An 18,824-nucleotide genomic window follows, 5' to 3' on the forward strand; every position below is an offset into this window, starting at 1 on the left:
TTACAACATTTGTAAAAATAATTTTCCCTACTTTTTCTGAATAGAATCAGATTCTACTTTTGCTTCTTCTAAATTTGAATTATGCACTTCCTTAAGAGAATTTTGTAATATTGTATATACTTTATCCATGTTGTACTCTTTAAAATCTTTAATTTCAGAATGTTCTGCAAAAGCTTCTCTTATCTCCTCAGCATATTTTTTAACAAATGTACTTACAATTTTATTATTTTGCCAATTTTCATTGCCGTAATAGTTCAAAATTACTTTTCTATCTTCCTTTTTTTGTTTTTCAAATAATCGAACAGCAATTGCAGTAATTTCTTTTGATACTGCAGTTGAATTTTGAGATTTTATGCTGTTAAGTTCTTCAGTAATTAAATCTTCTGCTGAATCTAGTACTGCATCGATATCACTCTTTATAAAAGCTTTATACGCAGGATTGCTTAATTCTTCTCTATAATTTTGTTTTACGCTTTCAATAAATTGACCTATAGCCTCACTTCCTATTCCTTGTAAAATAGCCTCTTTATGTGCATCCTTATCGAATAGTTCTTTAGTAATTGAAGCTATCATTTTTGGTGCCATAGCTGAAATTACTTCTTTGGGATAATATCCAATTCTAACTAGTGGATGTATGCCATCTAATGTTTCAACAATTTTATTAAAAGTACCAGTAAAACAAGCAGCACGATTTTTACCATATGTTGTTTGGATTTCTATTAAATTTCTAACTAATGTATTTTTTCTATCCTTAACATTTTGATCATCTAAACAAGCCTGCCAAACTAAATTTAGAACTTGTTTTAACGTTAAATCAGTATTACTGGACTTAACTGAATCCTGATTTATATATTTTAAACACTTAAGGATAATTTGTTTTTTATCTGGTGTAAACTCACTCGAATTATTTATGTAAGCCTCAATTTCTGAATTTACGTTGTTAGAGGGAGGACCATATTCTCTTATCAGATTTTCAACACTAGATTTAATATCTTCATTAACGCCAGAATCATGAGTGGTTTGTGGAACTAAATTAAACCGTTGCATTCTTGCCTGTATTGCTAGAACTATTTCGTGCCGTATATCTCTGATGAAAGTAAGATTTAGCAGAGCAAAACATGCTAAAAATGGTAACACTGGAATTATTAAAACAATAAGAGGTGTTAGTATTACAGTACTCAAAACCACCCTAATGCTGCCTTTCAACATACCAAGTATTCTTGGTTCTCCTGCACGTGGCTGTAATAACCTCAGTAAAGGTTGCAGTAGCAGTACTAACAAAAATGAACAGAGTAATGCTGGTAGCAATAACACTAATGATAGGAAGATTGTTGCTCTACTTTATATGCCTCTTTTACTTTATCTTTGATGATTTTCTCTAGATCCTTTTCACTTGGTTGGCTTGCAAAGAGCTTAAACTTATTTAAAAAATCTTTAATTTCATCTTCAGTAACAGGATCATCATTTGGTAATTCTAAATTTTCACTGCCACTATTAACACCAAACTTGTTAGATAATTTTATAACTTTATTCTGTAACTCCTGCTTTAGTTCATTCCCTTGTTTCTTAAAAACTTTTCCTGCTTCTTCTAAAAAGACTCTTCTAAATTCCTTATCTTCCGAAGATAAACTTACATCATCATTCAAGAAATTATCGCTTAACTTTCCTTCTAATTTATCATCTATTTTTTCAATCACTTTTCCTTGAAGTGCTATATGATAGCTTTGAAAGGTATCCTTTTGCATATCTATTCCCTTTCCAGAAGAAATAGACTGAACTAGCTCTTTTGCTAACCTTCTACTGTCTGATGAATTTTTTAAAAGATTTACTATTTTTTCTTTTTTTTCTTTTTCATTACTATTACATTCAAGTTGATAATACTTGCTTTGCGAATCTGATATTCTGAAAAAGTCATTTTGATCTATATTCCCTTCTTTGATACTACTATCAGTGCTAACGAAAGGAGCATTAGTATAAATAATAAACTCAGAGTCTTCAAACTTACTGCTAAATACTGGACCTTTTGTTTCTGAAAATTGTTGCTTAATTTTACGGTAAGAGATGAAGTACTTCTTTAAACTAAAATCTCCTGACTCTGAGTCTGAAAGTAAGCTGTTTATATTAATACCCTTTTGATCAATTTTATGTTTAGCCTGGAGAAAAACTATCTTTGACTTTTCTGTTATTCCTTCCCTGTATTCATACTTAAAGACTATATCATCAAATTTATCTGCCTTCTCCATATTAGATGCTAAATGAAAACCTCCTATCTGTTCATCTGTTACCCCTTTTAATAAGAGCAACATTGATAAGTTTATTTCACAGAGTTGACCTTCTATACCAGCTGCTCCTTTTGTTCTTTTATCAACTACAACCAGCTAAAGCAGGTGGTATGAGTAAACGCTTATAAAGCAGATTAAGAGTTTTAAAACTCAGAGATGTTAAAGCTATTATGCTTATTATGAACTTCTTGCTCTTCAATATATTTCTGCACATCTGTAGAATTTACATTACCAACAGTGACAGCAAATAGATCCAATATCTTTTTTTTAATTGTTCGAATTCTTGGAATAGTTTGCTTGCCTTTGATATATTGTACTAACTTGGATAGTGGGCGGCATAGAAATTAGCATATGTAGATGATCAGGTGTAATATTACCACTTACAATATCTACGTAATTTGTAACACATGTTTCTCTTCTCTGGTACGCACAGCTATTTCACCTGTAAGTATTCTATATCTGTATTTAGTACAAAATACTACATGATACTTTAAATCGCAATAATTTTGTTCTATTTTTGGTATAGAAATTTCTTAAAATTTTAAGATAGATTCTCTATACCGTGCTTTCGATGGAATAAATTAATCTCTTTGATATTGTATCTTTAACATACAAATATCTTATATTGATAATTCCTAATTGGCAAAATTAATAAATTTACATGCGTACTTTTATATATTTTTTTTAAAGAAGCTTAATTTGTATTTTTTTACCAAAGTCAGCGTTGACCAAAAATAGAATATTGACTGTTCTCTCCGATTCTCCAACAGGTGAGAACTTTTATCACTTTATACTACTGTTGATATATACTACTATAGTTTTTTTCACGATATTAAAGGAAGAAACAGAGAGAAAGTTTTGAGAGAGAGGAGTGGTCCACCATTACATACACTGCGAACTTTTCTCTATTCTAATTTTAGCATAATCTAAAACCTGCCACGGTAGCCTATTTTACTTGATATACATGTATACTTTGGTATTCAATTATACTTCAAATAATCCTATGTTTTGTTTTCCATAATGTAGCATTTCTTACCTTTTTTCTCTAAAATATGGGTACTTCTATATGGTTTTGAGAGAATGAAGTAAGAGTAAATAAATAAAATGTTGTTAATGCTAAAGAGGACAATATTTTCTCTGAATTTGTTTAGCTATATGTTGCTAAGAGTACAAAATGTTAGTGATTTTTAGAAATTAAATGATTTATCTTGTCAAATAATAATAAATTAATATATTAAATTAATCATATTAATAAAGATTTGAGCAGTTACAATAGGGGGAAGTAGATGCAAGGTTCTGGTAAAAAAATATTACAGGCTATAGTGCTAAACTCACAGCAACCAGTAGAACAACAATCTAGTAGGAAAATAGTACGAAAACAGCAAGAAAGTAATACATCAAAAAGTAGGAAAAATAAGAAAAATATTGAAAATCATTCTCCTAACCACAATCATAAAACTGTTAGTACTAAAAAGAAAATAAGGAGTCCTCTTTATAAGAAGAAGCATAATCAAAAAACTTTTTCCAATTATGTAATGGATCTTGTTCTTCGATATTTAAAGGAAACATTAAATCCTGAATATGACAAGATATGGGTTATACTTGAAGGAATAGTGCTAGCTAAAAATGAAGAGCTTATAAAAACAGTACTGAACTTGATTAAGGAATTTGAGGAGAATAAGAAAATTAGTGTTGAACCAAATACTAATTTAGCACTATTACATTTTGCCATTCGATTTAATTCTTTGGAATTGGTAAAAGCTCTTCTTAGCTATGGCTTTGATGTTAATGTCAAGGATAATCTTGGTCTTACACCATTGCATTACGCTGTTAATGATAGTAATTTACGTGCAGTTGAATTTCTTATTAGCAAAGGTGCAGATCTCAGTGCTCAAGATAAAAGCGGAAAAACACCTCTACAGTTAGCAAAAGAGTTAGAAATTAAACGTGATTACTCTCTTTACGAAAGAAAGGAGATAGTAGCTTTGCTTGCAAATGCACATAGTAACAAACAAGAAGCCATTTCTTTTAGTAAGTATGATAAACCGCAAGATTTGCAATTTAAATCTCAATATGCCATAGATCTTGTAACTTCCTATATGAACAAACAAGCAGATATTATTGATAAATCGGGTAATACTATAATATCCTATAAACAAGAAGTAGGTAGTTTAATGGATGCTTACCTTGTTGAAGCAAAATTCTTGCAAAATGAAATGATTGGCAATGAGGCATGTAGTCAACTTATGGTAGGAAATATTAGTTCCACACCAATATCATCTTCTGAAATACAAGTATTTGATGTAAGTAGCCCTGCTATTGATGATGACATATTAGAAGGTAACAGCACTATACAGGATATAAATCAGGCAGGTATTGATAGCCAACAAGAGACTGGTACAACTAACAATATCATTGCAAGTAATAAAACCAGCCCAATGAAAAAAGCCATGTATGCCACCATGATAGCTTCTCCATTTATAGCGGTAGGAATTTATGCAGCAGTAGCTTTATCGGCTGGTATAGTAGAATTTAATCCTATCATTGCTGCTGGTATTTTTGTTGGTGTAGCAACTCTTGCAGTTATGTGTTTTGTAATAGCGAAAGTTTGTGAAAAAGTTAGTAAAGAAAAAGATAATGATCCAAATATAAGTACATGTACTGCTTTTAAGAATGCCCTTACCCTTGAATGTTTTAGAAGCAGTGAGACAGCAATTCCTGATCCAGTATATGTAAATTAATTAGCAGTATAGTTTAAGTTATTAAATTTACAAAAATTATCAATTCCTTTAAATTGCTGAAAATGCTATTCTCTTCATTGCACTACCTTTTCTTGAATTTAGAGTTTACATCACACTTTTAGGTTTGCTCATAGATAAAACCTTAAATACTACTTTCAAGTAATTGCTTATTTTGTTGATCAGTTTCAACATCGCTAAGTGCTGTATTTACCTTATATGAATAGCAAAGCCCTGCTACAAGAAAAGTCGATGCAGCTATAGCAAGTGTGATACATGCTGCTAAATAAGGTATTGTTAAACTTGCACCAACAGCACATACTCCAAACAATATAAAAGAAGCAGAGGTAGAGAGCGTTCAACAAACCATGTCAAACCGAATATAAATAATATAAAAAAGGAGGAATGAACGAAAAAACACCGAATAAAACCAGTGGAATAGTAGACTATAAAGAGTTAACATATTATCGCCCATCCGAGAAACTAACTGGAAAAGGAGGAACTGCTAATCAAAAAGTTACTAGAGGCAAGTTTAGAAAGAAAATAAATGAGAATGAAATCGTAGAAAAGCTCAAAGACTGTATACACAGATACAGACTCATTTGAGCTTTCGAGATAGAGATGGAAGTTTTGAACCACAAAAAGAGGCAGACTAATTTACATCCTGAACTTGAAAATTAGCACAGCGGTATGAGTTACAAAATCGCATATTGAAGAAATTATAAGATATCAGCTGCAACAATATCCAGCATTACAGATAAATTGCTACCAATAAGTGGCGTATTTGCAAACCATTTATTCAATATGGATGGAATGTTTTTCAAGGTTAAAGTAAGCAAATTCGGCATAGATCAAAAAAAGAGGTATTAGGCTTTTATAGTACTTTCAAAAATAAGTGATAAAGGTATAATGAGCATTTTGGGGAATGAAGGAAATGGCGTACAGCGTGGATTTACGGGAGAAAGCGGTATCTATGGTTGAGAAAGGGAAGTCGAAAGCTGAGGTTGTGGAGCTGTTGGAATAGTAATACTATACAGATGGCTGAAAAAGAAAGCTGTTGGTTAAAACCAGCAAAAAATGGTAATTTTATCCGAAAAATAGACCCCTAGAAGAATATGTAAAAAAGCATCCAGCTGGCAGAGATGAAATTGGTTTCGGAATAAGCGCAATTTGGTACAACAGCTAAAAATCACATTAAAAAAAATTTATCAAGAGATGAAAAAGATTTATCGAAAAAATTGCCGAAATAGACCAATCGTATATATAGATGAAAGATTATATAGAGAATATGGACAAGAGGAGAGAAAATACATGCACTGGCAAAAGACGAGAACATAATAGGATGGAAGAAGATTTGTTGCACCTCTGACCTTTACTGGAGGTTATGATAAAGAAGTATTTAATACATGGTTAGAACACTACCGGAGCTGCCTGTTAATACAACTGTAGTTATCGATAATGCAATAAAACCGCTAAAACAAGAGAATTAATTGAAAAGGCAATTTACTCTATCTTCCTCCATATTTACCAGATCTTAATCCAATTGAGCATTTTTTTTAAAGTCTAGAATTAGAAAACTGATGCACAAAACATAAATTTAGCTATCTATCGCGCTTTCCAATAGTCCTGATTTAAAGTGAATTTACTAAAATATCTGTATTTAGTACAAAATACTACTTCAAATCAAACGTACTGTGAGAGCTGTGTTTGTAATCTATAAAATTACTAAAAACACTAAAATGCTAAACCTTAAGGAGAGCACCTAACTACATAAAGAGGGAGTTCTAGTCTTCTTTTAGTCTTTCAGATTCATACGCTGCAACTAAAGCTGAAATAAACTCATCTAAGTCACCTTCTTTTAAGATGTGCTCTAGTTTATATAACGTCATATTTATTCTATGATCTGTTATTCTTAATTGAGGAAAATTATAAGTTCTAATACGCTCAGAACGATCTCCAGAGCCTATAAGACTTTTTCGCATCTTAGATTCTTCACTTTCTCGCTTCTGTCTTTCAAGCTCATATAATCGAGTTCTAAGTACCTTAAGTGCCTTGGCTTTGTTTTTATGTTGCGACTTCTCATCTTGCTGGATAACTACCGTACCTGTAGGCAGGTGCGTGATGCGTACAGCACTGTCTGTCGTATTGACTGATTGTCCTCCAGGGCCACTAGCACGATACACATCTATTCTTAAATCTTTTTCTTCTATCTTAAAATCAATCTCTTCTGCTTCAGGTAGAACTGCAACTGTTGCAGCTGATGTATGAAGCCTTCCTGAAGACTCAGTTTCTGGTACTCTTTGTACTCTGTGAACTCCTGATTCAAATTTTAACTGCGCAAAAACCTCTGTACCAGCAATAGAAGCGCTTGCTTCTTTATATCCACCCAAGCCAGTGTGTGAAATATTCATAGGTTCAAACTTCCATCCTTTTTTTTCTGCGTATCGTTGATACATACGATATAAATTGGCAGCAAAAAGTGCTGCTTCTTCCCCTCCAGTACCAGCTCTAACCTCAAGTATTGCATTTCTGGTATCATCAATATCTTTTGGTAATAACACAAGCTTTAATTTATTTTTTATTTCTGGTATGATTTTCTGCTTTGAGAATAATTCTTTTTTTGCAATCTCCTTAACTTCAGGATCATCTTTACTCTCCTTTATTAACGCTTCTAAATCAGCTACTTCTTCTAGTAAAGAGTCATACTCATTCACTATTGTAATAATGGGCAATAGATCTGAGTGTTCTTTTGAAGAAGCTATAAATTCTGAAGAACTTAAACCACTTGGGTCTGCTAACTTCTGATTAAGAGAGCTAAACTTTTTCTTTAGCTCCTTTAAATTACTTTCTAGATCCATAGCTTTTATTAATAACTTTAATTATGTAAATTTACAATAATTCTGATATTATTTAAAAGACTATTTTATTTTTTTTCATTAAAAGTGATCAGAAAAAACAGTTTTGTTTTTGGTATATCAGATATTAAATCGTTTTTAAATAACTCGGATCTAAGTACTACTGTGCCTGAAGTTGCATTTGCTGGAAGATCAAACGTAGGTAAATCCAGCTTGATAAATAAGCTGATTCACAATAAGGCAGCGAGAGTATCATCCAAACCAGGATGTACGAGGCAAATAAATTTTTATACAATGAACAATGGTAAGATAAGAATTGTTGATCTGCCAGGGTATGGTTACTCTGCTGCTAGCAAGCAAGACATCGCTCAATATTTAAAACTAATAGAGTATTATCTAATCAACAGGAGTAATCTACAAAGGGTTTTTTTATTAATAGATGCAAGAAGAGGCTTAAAGGAAATAGATGAAGATTTTGTTTTTTGGTTAATACAAAATCAGATATCATTCCAATTGATATTAACAAAAATTGACGAAATTAACTTAGATAGTCTTACACTCTCGCTGGAAAATATTAAAAAATGGATGAGTAGTAAAGGGCTACTCACTTATCCGACAATTGCTTTTAGCGTTTATCAAAAATCTGGAATAAAGGAGTTACGTAATGAAATTGCAGAACTTTCAAGAAAATAAATATGCAGAAGATATAACTCTAAAGCAATTTGACGGAAATGATGACTGGCTAAAAAAAGCAAGCATCTTATCGGAAGCTCTGCCATACATGCAACGTTTCGCTGGAGAGACTTTTGTAATAAAATATGGTGGTGCAGCAATGACAGATGAAAAATTGTCTGCTACTTTTGCACATGATGTTGTTTTGCTTAAACAGATTGGTATTAATCCTGTGATTGTTCACGGTGGTGGCAAAAAAATTAGTGAGGTACTAAAGACACTGAAGATTGATAGTAAATTTATCAATGGTCTTAGAGTAACAGATAAATTTACTATTGAAATTGTAGAGATGGTATTATGCGGACATGTAAACAAAAAGATTACTCAACTGATTAATTCAGCTGGCGGTTCTGCCATTGGTCTTAGTGGAAAAGACTGTAATCTAATTGAAGCAAAAAAAATACCTATTACTCATAAAGAAAGTGAATTAAATAACATTGAAAAAATCATAGATATGGGTTTTGTTGGTGAACCAAGTAATGTTAATCCTGACATTCTATTTTTTATAGAAGAGTCAGATTTCATACCAGTAATTGCGCCAATATGTGGAGGCGAAGATGGCATTACATATAATGTAAATGCAGATAGTGTTGCAAGTGCAATTGCCACTGCTATTTCCGCATCAAAATTAGTTATGCTTACTAATGTCAGGGGAGTTGCAGATAGTGATGGTAATATAATTAGTGAAATGTCAACAACAGAAGCAAATAACTTAATTAAACTAGGAGCTGCAAAAGAAGGAATGATACCTAAACTTTTATCTTGCATTAAAACGGTAAAAGGGGGGTGTGAGATGGCCCACATACTAGATGGCAGAATACCTCATGTTTTGCTTTTAGAATTATTTACTGAACATGGTATTGGTACAATAATTGTTGATAATTTATAGCTTTTTAATACTACACTTAATATCCCCCGTTAGGGATTGTAAAAATCCCTCCCCTTGAGGCGAAGGAAAGGATATGATAGTCGCACATAGACTATATAGGTATATTCTAAATATGATATGAATAGTCTGGATTCCAAAGTACCGAAATTGATAGGGCAAATTGCGATTAGAGTAAGAGAATTGCTAAGGCAAATGGAAACGAGATTCATCTGGTAAATTGATCACGTACATATGTTTGTTTCATACAAATCTCAGCAGAGAGTTAGTAAAATTGTGCAGTTTCTGAAAGGAACAAGCTCGAGATGTAAGATTTTCCAACAAGCAATTTTGGGGAAGATATTTGTGGGCGAGAGAGCCGTTAGTTCTGGTACTATAGCATTTCTTACAATAATCTAAACAACTCATAAAAAAGCAGGAAAAGACCTGAATAGGGCCCTGTTTTTGATAACAAACCAATGAATTTATTAAAGTCAGGGTGGAAGCGCCTTAGCAAATTCACTAGACCAGCTGCGAAACGGTATGCAACTAATTTCAGCGGCAAGTTAGGCCAGTAGCAAGAATCAATTAAAACTCATGCCTGAGGTTTACGAGACCAGCAATTATGTTAAACTGTATTAAATAAAACTTGAACTGACACTTAGAACAAAAAATAAGAGAAATGAATACAATACAAACAAAAATACTAAAACTAGGATTTTAGCAAAACAACTAGGAAATGTGTCACAAGCGTGCAAAGTGATGGGATACTCAAATTTTATCGCTTCAAGGAGTTATACGAAAATGGAGATAAGATAAGTAAGAAAGTTTGCAAACAGAGTTTCGGAAGACATAGAAAGATCTGTATAGCAACAGAATTTCCAGCATATAAAAAATGAGCTGAGAAAAAAATAATATCTGAAGGTGGATAGTTGAGACTTTTAAGAAAAGACTTAAAGCACTAGAAGCAAAAAGATGGAATAATTCTAACAGCTTTAGAAAAAGTGAAAGAACAAAGATAGTGAAATTGATACTCAGGTTATCTGGGTGCTCAAGATACCTATTATGTAGGTAATATCAAAGGTATAGGACGAATCTACCAGCAATCGATACTTATTCTCGTTTGCTAAGTCGATAAGACAGCAATTACCTCTTGTTAAATGATAGCCATTCTTTGATATTGCGTATTTTGACTGATAGAGGTACAGAATATTGCGTGAAATTATCAGCTTTATTTAGGCATATCGATCATTCTAGAACCAAAACCCACTCTCCACAGACCAATGCTTCACAAAACTATGCAAATCATCTTTAGAAATATAGTTCTTTAGAAGATCTACAAATTGATGTTGGTTGCGTTCTTACAATGAGACAATCAGACAAATATTGCTATGATAAAACGCCAATGCAAACTTTTCTTGATATATTGCTTTTTAGAAAAACATTAAATCAGGATTCTGATAGTATATTTAAATTCTTCTGTCAGTTAATTCTCATTTGTCAGATTAAGTGGTGTCTGGTACAGCTAATTTGTCATAACAACTCTGCGGAAATGCTTGATTTTATTGAATCGATTAGATTTCTCTCTTTGTACAGCTCTTTATCGTATTCTCTCGGTTGTTGGAACGCGGTGGCATAACTGGCTCTGCATTTACAGCTTCTGCGGCCTCAATCATGTAGTTTGCATCTTATCAGCGATTCCATATTCTTACCTTCTATCAGATCTAAAGCTTTTGCATAATCCGATCTGCAGTAACAAAAAATCTCAATGAAGCATGTAATTTGCTTGAAATTTAGAACGCCCCAACTCTTGCCCTTGCACTTTACATTTTTTTCTTGCACCAGCTGCGTGTTGATATGATTGTTGAATCTATCATTCTGTATCTTCATTAACTGCTAAAGTATTGAAAATCATTTGCCATATACCGGATACCTCATGAATCTCTTATTGACCATTTTCCATATTCTGCTGGCAAAGCTCTCCACTGTTCTACCTATCCACATTACTGCAGCTATAAATTTTCTGTTATCTTTTGCACTTCTGCCACTTCTTTTCCTAGCAAGCTGTCTTTTATCCTATCCCATTCCCCATCTTTCATGTCTTGCTTCTCTCACTTTTTAAAAGAAATATTATACCATTATCATTTTTTATTGTCGACACTACCTAGGAATTTTATCAACTTCATATTGCAACTTTATTATCCCAGATTTGGGATTGCTTTCAAGTATATAATAGCTGATGGTAAGTTTGAGGAGATATTACAGGAAAAGCAGCCATTCGGTATATATATCATATGGTATGAAATATCAGTGTTGGTAGAGAACCAAAGATGTAGTACAAGAGGTATGTAGAAATCAGAGGAAAAATTACATCAAATCATGTCCATATATATGTTTCTATATTTGAGTATAAAGTGCAAATGATTAAGGGAAGAAAACAAAATTTTCCGGAATTGAGGAAGAAATATTGGGGAAAGCATTTATGGGCAGTTGGCTATTTTGTAAGGGAAATGTAACTGATCAGATGATAAAATCACTCTAAACGAGAATTGGTAAATTAGCATTCTATGCTTTTTCTCATTCTTTGGATTTCTAATCCATAGTGGTTGAATAATTATAATCTGCTTACAGTAGAATATTCATAAGGATTTTCAATTATTAAATTTGTAAATTCTAATTTTATATCCTTATCTTGAAGAGCTTCTTCCAGCAAATTAGGATAAAATTGTGGAATTATCTGCTCACTTTGTTCAGTATTAATCTTTAGTTTTTCTTCAATATCCAATTCTGAATTTAATTTTTGATCATTATAGTTTAATTCTTTTTTCAAGTTTCTTTTTAAATTTTTTGATTTGTAAATACACCATCCTGATTAATGTTACTAATGTTTTTCTAAAAAGCAATATATCAAGAAAAGTTTGCATTGGCCGTAGCAATATTTGCCTGATTGTCTCATTGTAAGAACGCAACCAACATCAATCTGCAGATCTTCCAAAGAACTATATTTCTAAAGATGATTTGCATAGTTTTGTGAAGCATTGGTCTGTGGAGAGTGGGTTTTGGTTCTAGAATGATCGATATGCCTAAATAAAGCTGATAATTTCACGCAATATTCTGTACCTCTATCAGTCAAAATGCGCAATATCAAAGAATGCTATCATTTAGCAAGAGGTAATTGCTGTCTTATCGACTTAGCAAACGAGAATAAGTATCAATAAAAGTCTAGCTGGTAAATTCGCCCATTATATTACCCACGTAATAAGTATCCTGAGAACCCAGATAACCTGAGTATCAATTTCACTATCTTTGTTCTTTCACTTTTTCTAAAGCTGTTAGAATTATTCCATCTTTTTGCTTCTAGTGCTTTAAGTCTTTTCTTAAAAGTCTCAACTATCCACCTTCAGATATTATTTTTTTCTCAGCTCATTTTTTATATGCTGGAAATTCTGTTGCGATATTAACCACGGCTCTTTCTATATCTTCCGAGACTCTGTTTGCAAACTTTCTTACTTATCTCATCTCCATTTTCGTATAACTCCTTGAAGCGATAAAATTTGAGTATCCCATCACTTTGCACGCTTGTGACACATTTCCTAGTTGTTTTGCTAAAATCCTAATTTTAGTATTTTTGTTTGTATTGTATTCATTTCTCTTATTTTTTGTTATTTTTTTGTTCTAAGTGTCAGTTCAAGTTTTATTTAATACAACTAAAGGTAGAGCCAACTGACATAACGAGAATTATCTCAGACCTACTTAGGTAACATACACCTATAAAGCAACTATCATTCTTGTAATTTTTTGATCTCATCTAAAGATAAGCCAGTAAACTTGACAATAGTATTGACATCAACATTATTAGCCAGCATTGTTTTTGCAACTTCAATTTTCCCTTGGAGAGAACCGATTTGGATGCCTTCTTTTTTGCCTACATCAAATTTCTCTTCAAGACTAGAGAGATAATCATCAGTACATTTTGTTGCTTGATCGTAAGCTAAACGTTCTTCTGGAGTCCAATTGTATTCATTGACCACGTCATAAGCTCTGCCAATAATAACATCACTACCTATTATTTTCTTTAAATCTTTTTCGCTTGTTGCATCAGCATATTTAAAAAAATAGATCCACTTCTCGACTATATTCTCAAGCTGATCTTCTTTGGTTTTATTAAACTTAGGTAGCTCTATGAAAGTGAAACTAAAGTCTTTAAGATCATGCTGATAAGTAATTTTATCAAGAGTAACATGATCAGACTTATAAGCCAGTTTCTCAGGAAATAAAATAAAATCAGCAATAGCAATGAAAATGACCCCTTTAAGATTATGATATTGATCGCCTTTATGAGCTTGGCTTGAATAGGCTTTAGCAGCATAATATTGAGCACGTTTCTCGAAGCCTGTTGTTTTAGCAATTTGCATCTCAAGAATCATCTGAATCCCATTAGAATCGGTACAAAGGATATCAACAATACTTTGCTTTTGAGAGATAATTTCAGGATCTTGAATAGGACTTAAAAAGGAAACATCTTTGATTTGATCAACATCAGTAAGATCTAAAATATCATTAAGAAAGTGAATAAGAATATCCTTATTATTTACAGAACCAAATATCCTCCGAAATGCGACATCATTCTTTGGATCTAAAAACTTAGAAAGAGCCATATATAGAATGAGAATAAAACATCAATAATTATACACTATTTAAAGTAACTTTGCTAAATAAAACAGCACTTTTAGTCTTTTGTGATGTTATATTAATAATTCAAGAAATTATGTAATTCATAGAGATTATTACAATAAAAATGTAAAGAAATTTAGGCTTACGTATAAAATGAGATTTGATTTGACAAATCAGTTATAGTAATCTCTATGAATTACACAAATGAACGCTATGCTCCGGCAAATGGAAGAGACCTCATTTTCTGGTCAATGTAACCACGGTAGACCCACCTATATAGAATTGAAACTCTCTGACATTGAGAAGCTTTTTGCGCGGAGATAGGGAATGTTTAACAAACTGTGTCAAAAACTCAACTGAATTTTCAATCTGCTAAGAAAGAAGATATCAAAAATAATTTTAGGCTCCATAAAAACCATCATTTTGATAAAAAACTAATAAAGCTTTATCATCCTACTTGATGAGTTTGATAAACTTCTACTTTCCCTTCTTCCATCTTAGTTTGTGGTTTATCAATCTCTGCTTTATCAAAACTATGTTCAATCACTGATCCTTTTATTTCTAGGCCAAATAGCTCCTTAAACCATTCAATAATTTTAGCAAGTAAATTTTTATCTTGCATTAACTCCTGAGGAAAAGTAAAAGATAATTTACCATCTGTACATTTTACTTCATCTACTTGAGACTCAAGTTTAAATTCTAATGAACTAGATAAATGCCCAATTATATATTTTTCTTCGTTTTCATCGAGTTGTACATTACCATACTCAGCGCAACCTACAGGCGTTTCAGCATTAATTTTAATCTCTGCACAATTTGGACTATCACAATTAATGCTTATTACCTTACTTGGATTAAAGGTAATAAGAGAGTATTCCGCTTTATAATCATATGGATTACCCTCAGCTAAATAAGCAAAATATCCAGCTTGATTACAATTAGTAATTAACTCTTGTATAATAGAATCGTCTGGAACTTCTGCTTGAGCATGTGTAAATAGTTTTTTAAAGGCTTCTATAAGAAATGGACGATAATTTGCGTTTTCATCCGTGCTCTTCGGTAACAAGTGCTTATTATTCAGCCCTACATTATAAAAAGACCTTTGATCTGAGCTAAACTCTTCTATTTTATAATCTCTACCACCTGAATCACCTGTTCCTCCATAACGTAGTACATTAGTTAAATCTTGATCAATTTCTTTGCCATTAATAACAAAGACCATCCTGTGGATATCTTTTGACATTGTTTCACCAGATTGTGCACTTTGATTGTCTTCACTAGCTTTAAGCTTACTGTAATCGAGCTTTTCCACCTCAAATTGCAGTGTAGATACTAGATTACTTCTAACATTGTTAGGTATAATATTTATTATTTCTGCCATAATTCCTATCCCCTTTTAAATAAGGTACTAAATTAGTATACAATAGTTTTATTATAAATGCAAATTAATTAACTATTAATAAGGTTTTTGCTACCTATATTTTTTACTGCTAGATAATATTTAATTATAAATAATAATAATTAATTATCTAATAATATAATAGATAAATCCTCAAGCCAAATAATAACACATTCTATTTTTTTACTTGAGAAAATATCTTGTACTAAGGTTCTATAGCGAGACATTTGCTGTTTTATTTCTTTTGATAAAAAAGGGCTGCGGTGTGATTTGTAATCAATAATTGTGACCTTATCCTTAGCAATACAAAGCATATCCAGCCTTACTGACACGACTTCATCGTCTATCATGCCATTTATTGCAACTTCGGTTTTGCATTCTAAATTTAAAAGATCACTAAATTTTTCATTAAAAGAGATCATTTTATCTGTTATCTCATTTTGAATATCAACACTGAGGTTCATACTGCTTAAGTAACTTCTTATCCAATCTTCGCGCCTTTCATTTGGCACGCTTGGTAAGTGTTGCAAAACTTTGTGCATTATTTTTCCGCGGTCTATTCCTTCTTGAACACGCTCTTCTCTCGCATGTTCAAAATCAGATTTATGTTTTGGTACTTCAGTAGGCTCAATATTAAGATAGTCACGTTTTCTATAGATTTGTGGATACTTTCCATTGATGCATAGTACCTCCACCTCTTCTTTAAACATTGGATACAAATTAGCATATTTTTTTTCGTATATTCCTTCTTGCATCTTGATTAAGTTGTACCAAGACTTATTATGCACAGGTTCCTTCCCCAAGATATATAGTTCATCTTCAGCTCTTGTCATAGCAACGTACAGAAGACGTAGATATTCATTATAGTCTTCCCTGCTTTTTTCTTCTTTGATCTGATTGCAATATGAATTGCTATTTGTACCGCACCAAAACGGTGTTCCCTCTTCATCAAAGATTATAGCATCATCACTTTTTGGTACAGAAGTTGTATCAACAAGAAAAACTATGGGGGCTTGCAGTCCCTTCGCTTTATGTATGGTCATTATTCGTACAGCTTCACGCTCACTGTTTATATCATTTTTTATCTCCGGATTATTTTCTTTCATCCACTCAGTAAAAGACTGTAAGCTCTTATGTTCAAACTGAGTGAGAAGGTTTATAAATTCATCAATGACTTCTAAACACTCTGTGCCAAGCCTTGCAACAAACTTTTTCCTATTTTCAAAAGTAAGAACATAAGTATAGAGAAAAAGGGGTGAGTAATTATGCGATATGTTAATTAAATTTTCCAAATAAACAGATATTTGTTGATTGTATGCTTTAAGCTGAGTCCATAAGGATTTATCTTTGCGATTATAAGCAATATTTAGCAAATCTTCCTCTGTAAAATTAAGTAGTGGTGATTTTAAAACGCAAGCAAGCGCCATATCATTTTCAGGTAATAATAAAAACTCAGCCAAGGCAACTAAATCTTGAACAGCTATATAGTCCATGATCTTAAAACAGTCTCGTCCTAGCACTGGTATATTAAATTTCTTAAATTCACCGATGAGATAATCTATCAAAATGTTACGCTGCCGTACTAAAATCATTATATCTTTTGCTTCTACATGACGGTTTTTTGCTGGCAATATTCTTCCCTCCTTAAGCCACTTATTTATTCTGTAAACTAAAGTAGCAGCAAGTATGCGATTTGGATTTTGCTGATTCTGCATACTAGTTTGCAGAGCAACCTGTTTTTCATTATTTGTTTTTGGTAAAAGTAGCCATATCTCTACATATCCTTGATCATTTTTTCTAAAAGGAATATGTTCTATTCTCTCATCTAAAAAAGATATCTCCTGCCTAAAATTATTGAATAAAGTATCTACTAATGACAGTATTGGCCCAGTTGAACGGAAAGATTGGCTAAGTTTTAAGGATAGCCAATCTTCTTTATGGCTTTGTTCTTTTAAATATTCATGCATTGCGTTAAATAATATAGGGTTCGCACCCTGAAACCTATAGATAGACTGCTTTACATCACCAATAATAAAAATTGTTCGTTTCTCATCTGTTGTGCCTATGCCAGCGAAAAATTCGGCACATAAGTTAATTATTACTTGCCACTGAGTACTGCTATTATCTTGCGCTTCATCAACCAATATGTGGTCTATTTTGCTATCTAGATTAAACAATATCCAATCTCTGCTTTTATCATCTGTAATAAGATGCAGTGCTAAAGTTATTACATCATCATAATCTAAAAGAGCATTTTTTTTCTTCTCAAGTGAGTATAAAGTGGTGAATCTTTTAAAGAGGTTTAGTAAATTAATAGTTCTGGTAGCTATTTGATAACTACCAAGCTCTTCAAAAATTTTCAGTATTATATCTTGTTCTTTTAATATTATTTCCTTTGCTTCGGGAAAATTTTCTAACGTATTTTTTGTGATAATAGATGAAGCATTCTTTTTTGTAAGTAACTTAGGATCAATCAATATTTTAATTAAGCTATTTAATTTATCTAGCTTATCATCAGCTGGCAGGTTGTACCAGCTCATGAGTACTGTGCTATATTTTTTATCTCTTTTGCTGCTTTGGTTTAAAATCTCAGCTAGCTTTTTTATGTTCTCTACAGTAGCTTGGGGTATTTCATCACATCTTTTTGGTGACCCAAGCTTTGAAAATACTTTTTCGACGTCATAAATTCTGTTTTGCAGTAAAGATAAAAATAAATCTTTTAATTTTTCCTCATCAATTTCAGCAGCAATAAAACTCAGATACTCCTGAGCACTATTATCAGTAAGCAATTCACTTATAACTTTTGTATGCAATCTACTGCAATCATCAAGTGTATAACCTAAAGCAATACCTGCTTCAGCAGGAAAATTAGAGATTAATTTATAGCAAAAGGCATGTATGGTTTGTATTGTTAAAGATAGGGTAGGTAACTGACCAAAAAGCTGTCTTGCTTTCAACAGATGAGAATTAAGTGGCTTGCTACCAAACAAGCTAAGTAAAGATTTTATCAGCTGATCATTTGAACACGTCGACCATACTCCAAGAACAGCATTAATACGATCTACCATCTCGTTTGCTGCAGCACTTGTGAACGTTAAACAAAGAATATTTTTTTTTCCTGTAAGTAAGAGCTTTAATACTCTATCTATAAGAATCTTTGTTTTACCTGTACCTGCAGAAGCACTAATCCAAACGGAAAGATTAGGATCAGTGGCAGTTTTATCCATACATTAGTACTAAATAAGCTAAATTTCTATTTTAATAACCAACTAACTGAGC

General features: G+C 32.2%; 13 protein-coding genes and 4 pseudogenes. 7 read left to right on the forward strand and 10 right to left on the reverse strand.

Features of this window, described 5'->3' with window-relative positions:
• Positions 1-27: 27 nt before the first annotated feature.
• From AACL09_RS03420 to tnpA, 3 genes and pseudogenes are all read right to left on the reverse strand, one after another.
• Entirely contained in the window at positions 28-1,281 is a 1,254-nt protein-coding gene (locus tag AACL09_RS03420) for a hypothetical protein (RefSeq protein WP_339046935.1), read from the reverse strand.
• Positions 1,282-1,313: 32 nt separating this feature from the next.
• Positions 1,314-2,306: a hypothetical protein gene (locus AACL09_RS03425; RefSeq protein WP_339046937.1), complete on the reverse strand. Its 993-nt coding sequence runs from the start codon at positions 2,304-2,306 to the stop codon at positions 1,314-1,316.
• A gap of 243 nt (positions 2,307-2,549) precedes the next feature.
• Positions 2,550-2,812, reverse strand: a pseudogene (tnpA, locus tag AACL09_RS06415) (IS200/IS605 family transposase).
• A gap of 756 nt (positions 2,813-3,568) precedes the next feature.
• On the opposite strand from tnpA, the gene AACL09_RS03430 reads away from it, so the two are divergent.
• A complete protein-coding gene (locus AACL09_RS03430; protein ID WP_339046939.1) occupies positions 3,569-5,023 on the forward strand; it encodes an ankyrin repeat domain-containing protein in 1,455 nt (484 codons plus the stop codon).
• A gap of 142 nt (positions 5,024-5,165) precedes the next feature.
• Here the strand turns inward: AACL09_RS03430 and AACL09_RS03435 are convergent, their stop codons facing one another.
• Entirely contained in the window at positions 5,166-5,351 is a 186-nt protein-coding gene (locus tag AACL09_RS03435; RefSeq protein WP_339046941.1) for a hypothetical protein, read from the reverse strand.
• A gap of 74 nt (positions 5,352-5,425) precedes the next feature.
• Here AACL09_RS03435 and AACL09_RS03440 point away from each other — a divergent pair, with 74 nt between their 5' ends.
• Positions 5,426-5,626 carry a hypothetical protein gene (locus AACL09_RS03440; RefSeq protein ID WP_339046943.1) on the forward strand — a complete coding sequence of 67 codons (201 nt, stop codon included), beginning with the start codon at positions 5,426-5,428 and terminating at the stop codon, positions 5,624-5,626.
• A gap of 1,178 nt (positions 5,627-6,804) precedes the next feature.
• On the opposite strand, the gene prfA is transcribed toward AACL09_RS03440, so the two are convergent.
• The gene (prfA, locus tag AACL09_RS03445) at positions 6,805-7,878 is read right to left on the reverse strand and encodes a peptide chain release factor 1 (protein ID WP_339046945.1); all 1,074 of its coding nucleotides are present in this window, start codon (positions 7,876-7,878) and stop codon (positions 6,805-6,807) included.
• 84 nt (positions 7,879-7,962) lie between these two features.
• On the opposite strand from prfA, the gene yihA reads away from it, so the two are divergent.
• The 5 genes and pseudogenes from yihA (at position 7,963) to AACL09_RS03475 (ending at position 12,014) form a co-directional block, all read left to right on the forward strand.
• Positions 7,963-8,568 carry a GTP-binding protein gene (yihA, locus tag AACL09_RS03450; RefSeq protein WP_410519792.1) on the forward strand — a complete coding sequence of 202 codons (606 nt, stop codon included), beginning with the start codon at positions 7,963-7,965 and terminating at the stop codon, positions 8,566-8,568.
• Positions 8,540-9,496: an acetylglutamate kinase gene (argB, locus tag AACL09_RS03455; protein WP_339046947.1), complete on the forward strand. Its 957-nt coding sequence runs from the start codon at positions 8,540-8,542 to the stop codon at positions 9,494-9,496. The genes yihA and argB overlap by 29 nt, the downstream gene beginning before the upstream one ends.
• Positions 9,497-9,727: 231 nt before the next feature.
• A complete protein-coding gene (locus AACL09_RS03460; protein WP_339046949.1) occupies positions 9,728-9,892 on the forward strand; it encodes a hypothetical protein in 165 nt (54 codons plus the stop codon).
• A 297-nt stretch (positions 9,893-10,189) separates the two neighbouring features.
• Positions 10,190-10,293: pseudogene (locus AACL09_RS03465) on the forward strand (helix-turn-helix domain-containing protein); the annotation flags it as partial.
• Between the two features lie 1,418 nt (positions 10,294-11,711).
• A pseudogene (locus AACL09_RS03475) lies at positions 11,712-12,014 on the forward strand (transposase).
• 72 nt (positions 12,015-12,086) lie between these two features.
• Here the strand turns inward: AACL09_RS03475 and AACL09_RS03480 are convergent.
• The 5 genes and pseudogenes from AACL09_RS03480 to AACL09_RS03500 all read right to left on the reverse strand — a co-directional run bounded on the left by AACL09_RS03480 (position 12,087) and on the right by AACL09_RS03500 (position 18,772).
• Positions 12,087-12,302 (reverse strand): hypothetical protein, encoded by a 216-nt coding sequence (locus tag AACL09_RS03480; RefSeq protein WP_339046951.1) that lies wholly within the window; start codon positions 12,300-12,302, stop codon positions 12,087-12,089.
• 602 nt (positions 12,303-12,904) lie between these two features.
• Positions 12,905-13,090 (reverse strand): annotated as a pseudogene (locus AACL09_RS06420) (helix-turn-helix domain-containing protein); the annotation flags it as partial.
• 164 nt (positions 13,091-13,254) lie between these two features.
• On the reverse strand, positions 13,255-14,130 hold the full coding sequence (locus AACL09_RS03490; RefSeq protein WP_339046953.1) for an Rpn family recombination-promoting nuclease/putative transposase: 876 nt from the start codon (positions 14,128-14,130) through the stop codon (positions 13,255-13,257).
• A gap of 464 nt (positions 14,131-14,594) precedes the next feature.
• Positions 14,595-15,527: a hypothetical protein gene (locus tag AACL09_RS03495; protein ID WP_339046955.1), complete on the reverse strand. Its 933-nt coding sequence runs from the start codon at positions 15,525-15,527 to the stop codon at positions 14,595-14,597.
• Between the two features lie 140 nt (positions 15,528-15,667).
• Complete coding sequence (locus AACL09_RS03500) at positions 15,668-18,772, reverse strand: UvrD-helicase domain-containing protein (RefSeq protein WP_339046957.1); 3,105 nt, start codon at positions 18,770-18,772, stop codon at positions 15,668-15,670.
• Positions 18,773-18,824 lie beyond the last annotated feature (52 nt).

The sequence above is a fragment of the Candidatus Mesenet endosymbiont of Phosphuga atrata genome, from assembly GCF_964020175.1.
Classification (GTDB): Bacteria; Pseudomonadota; Alphaproteobacteria; order Rickettsiales; family Anaplasmataceae; genus Mesenet.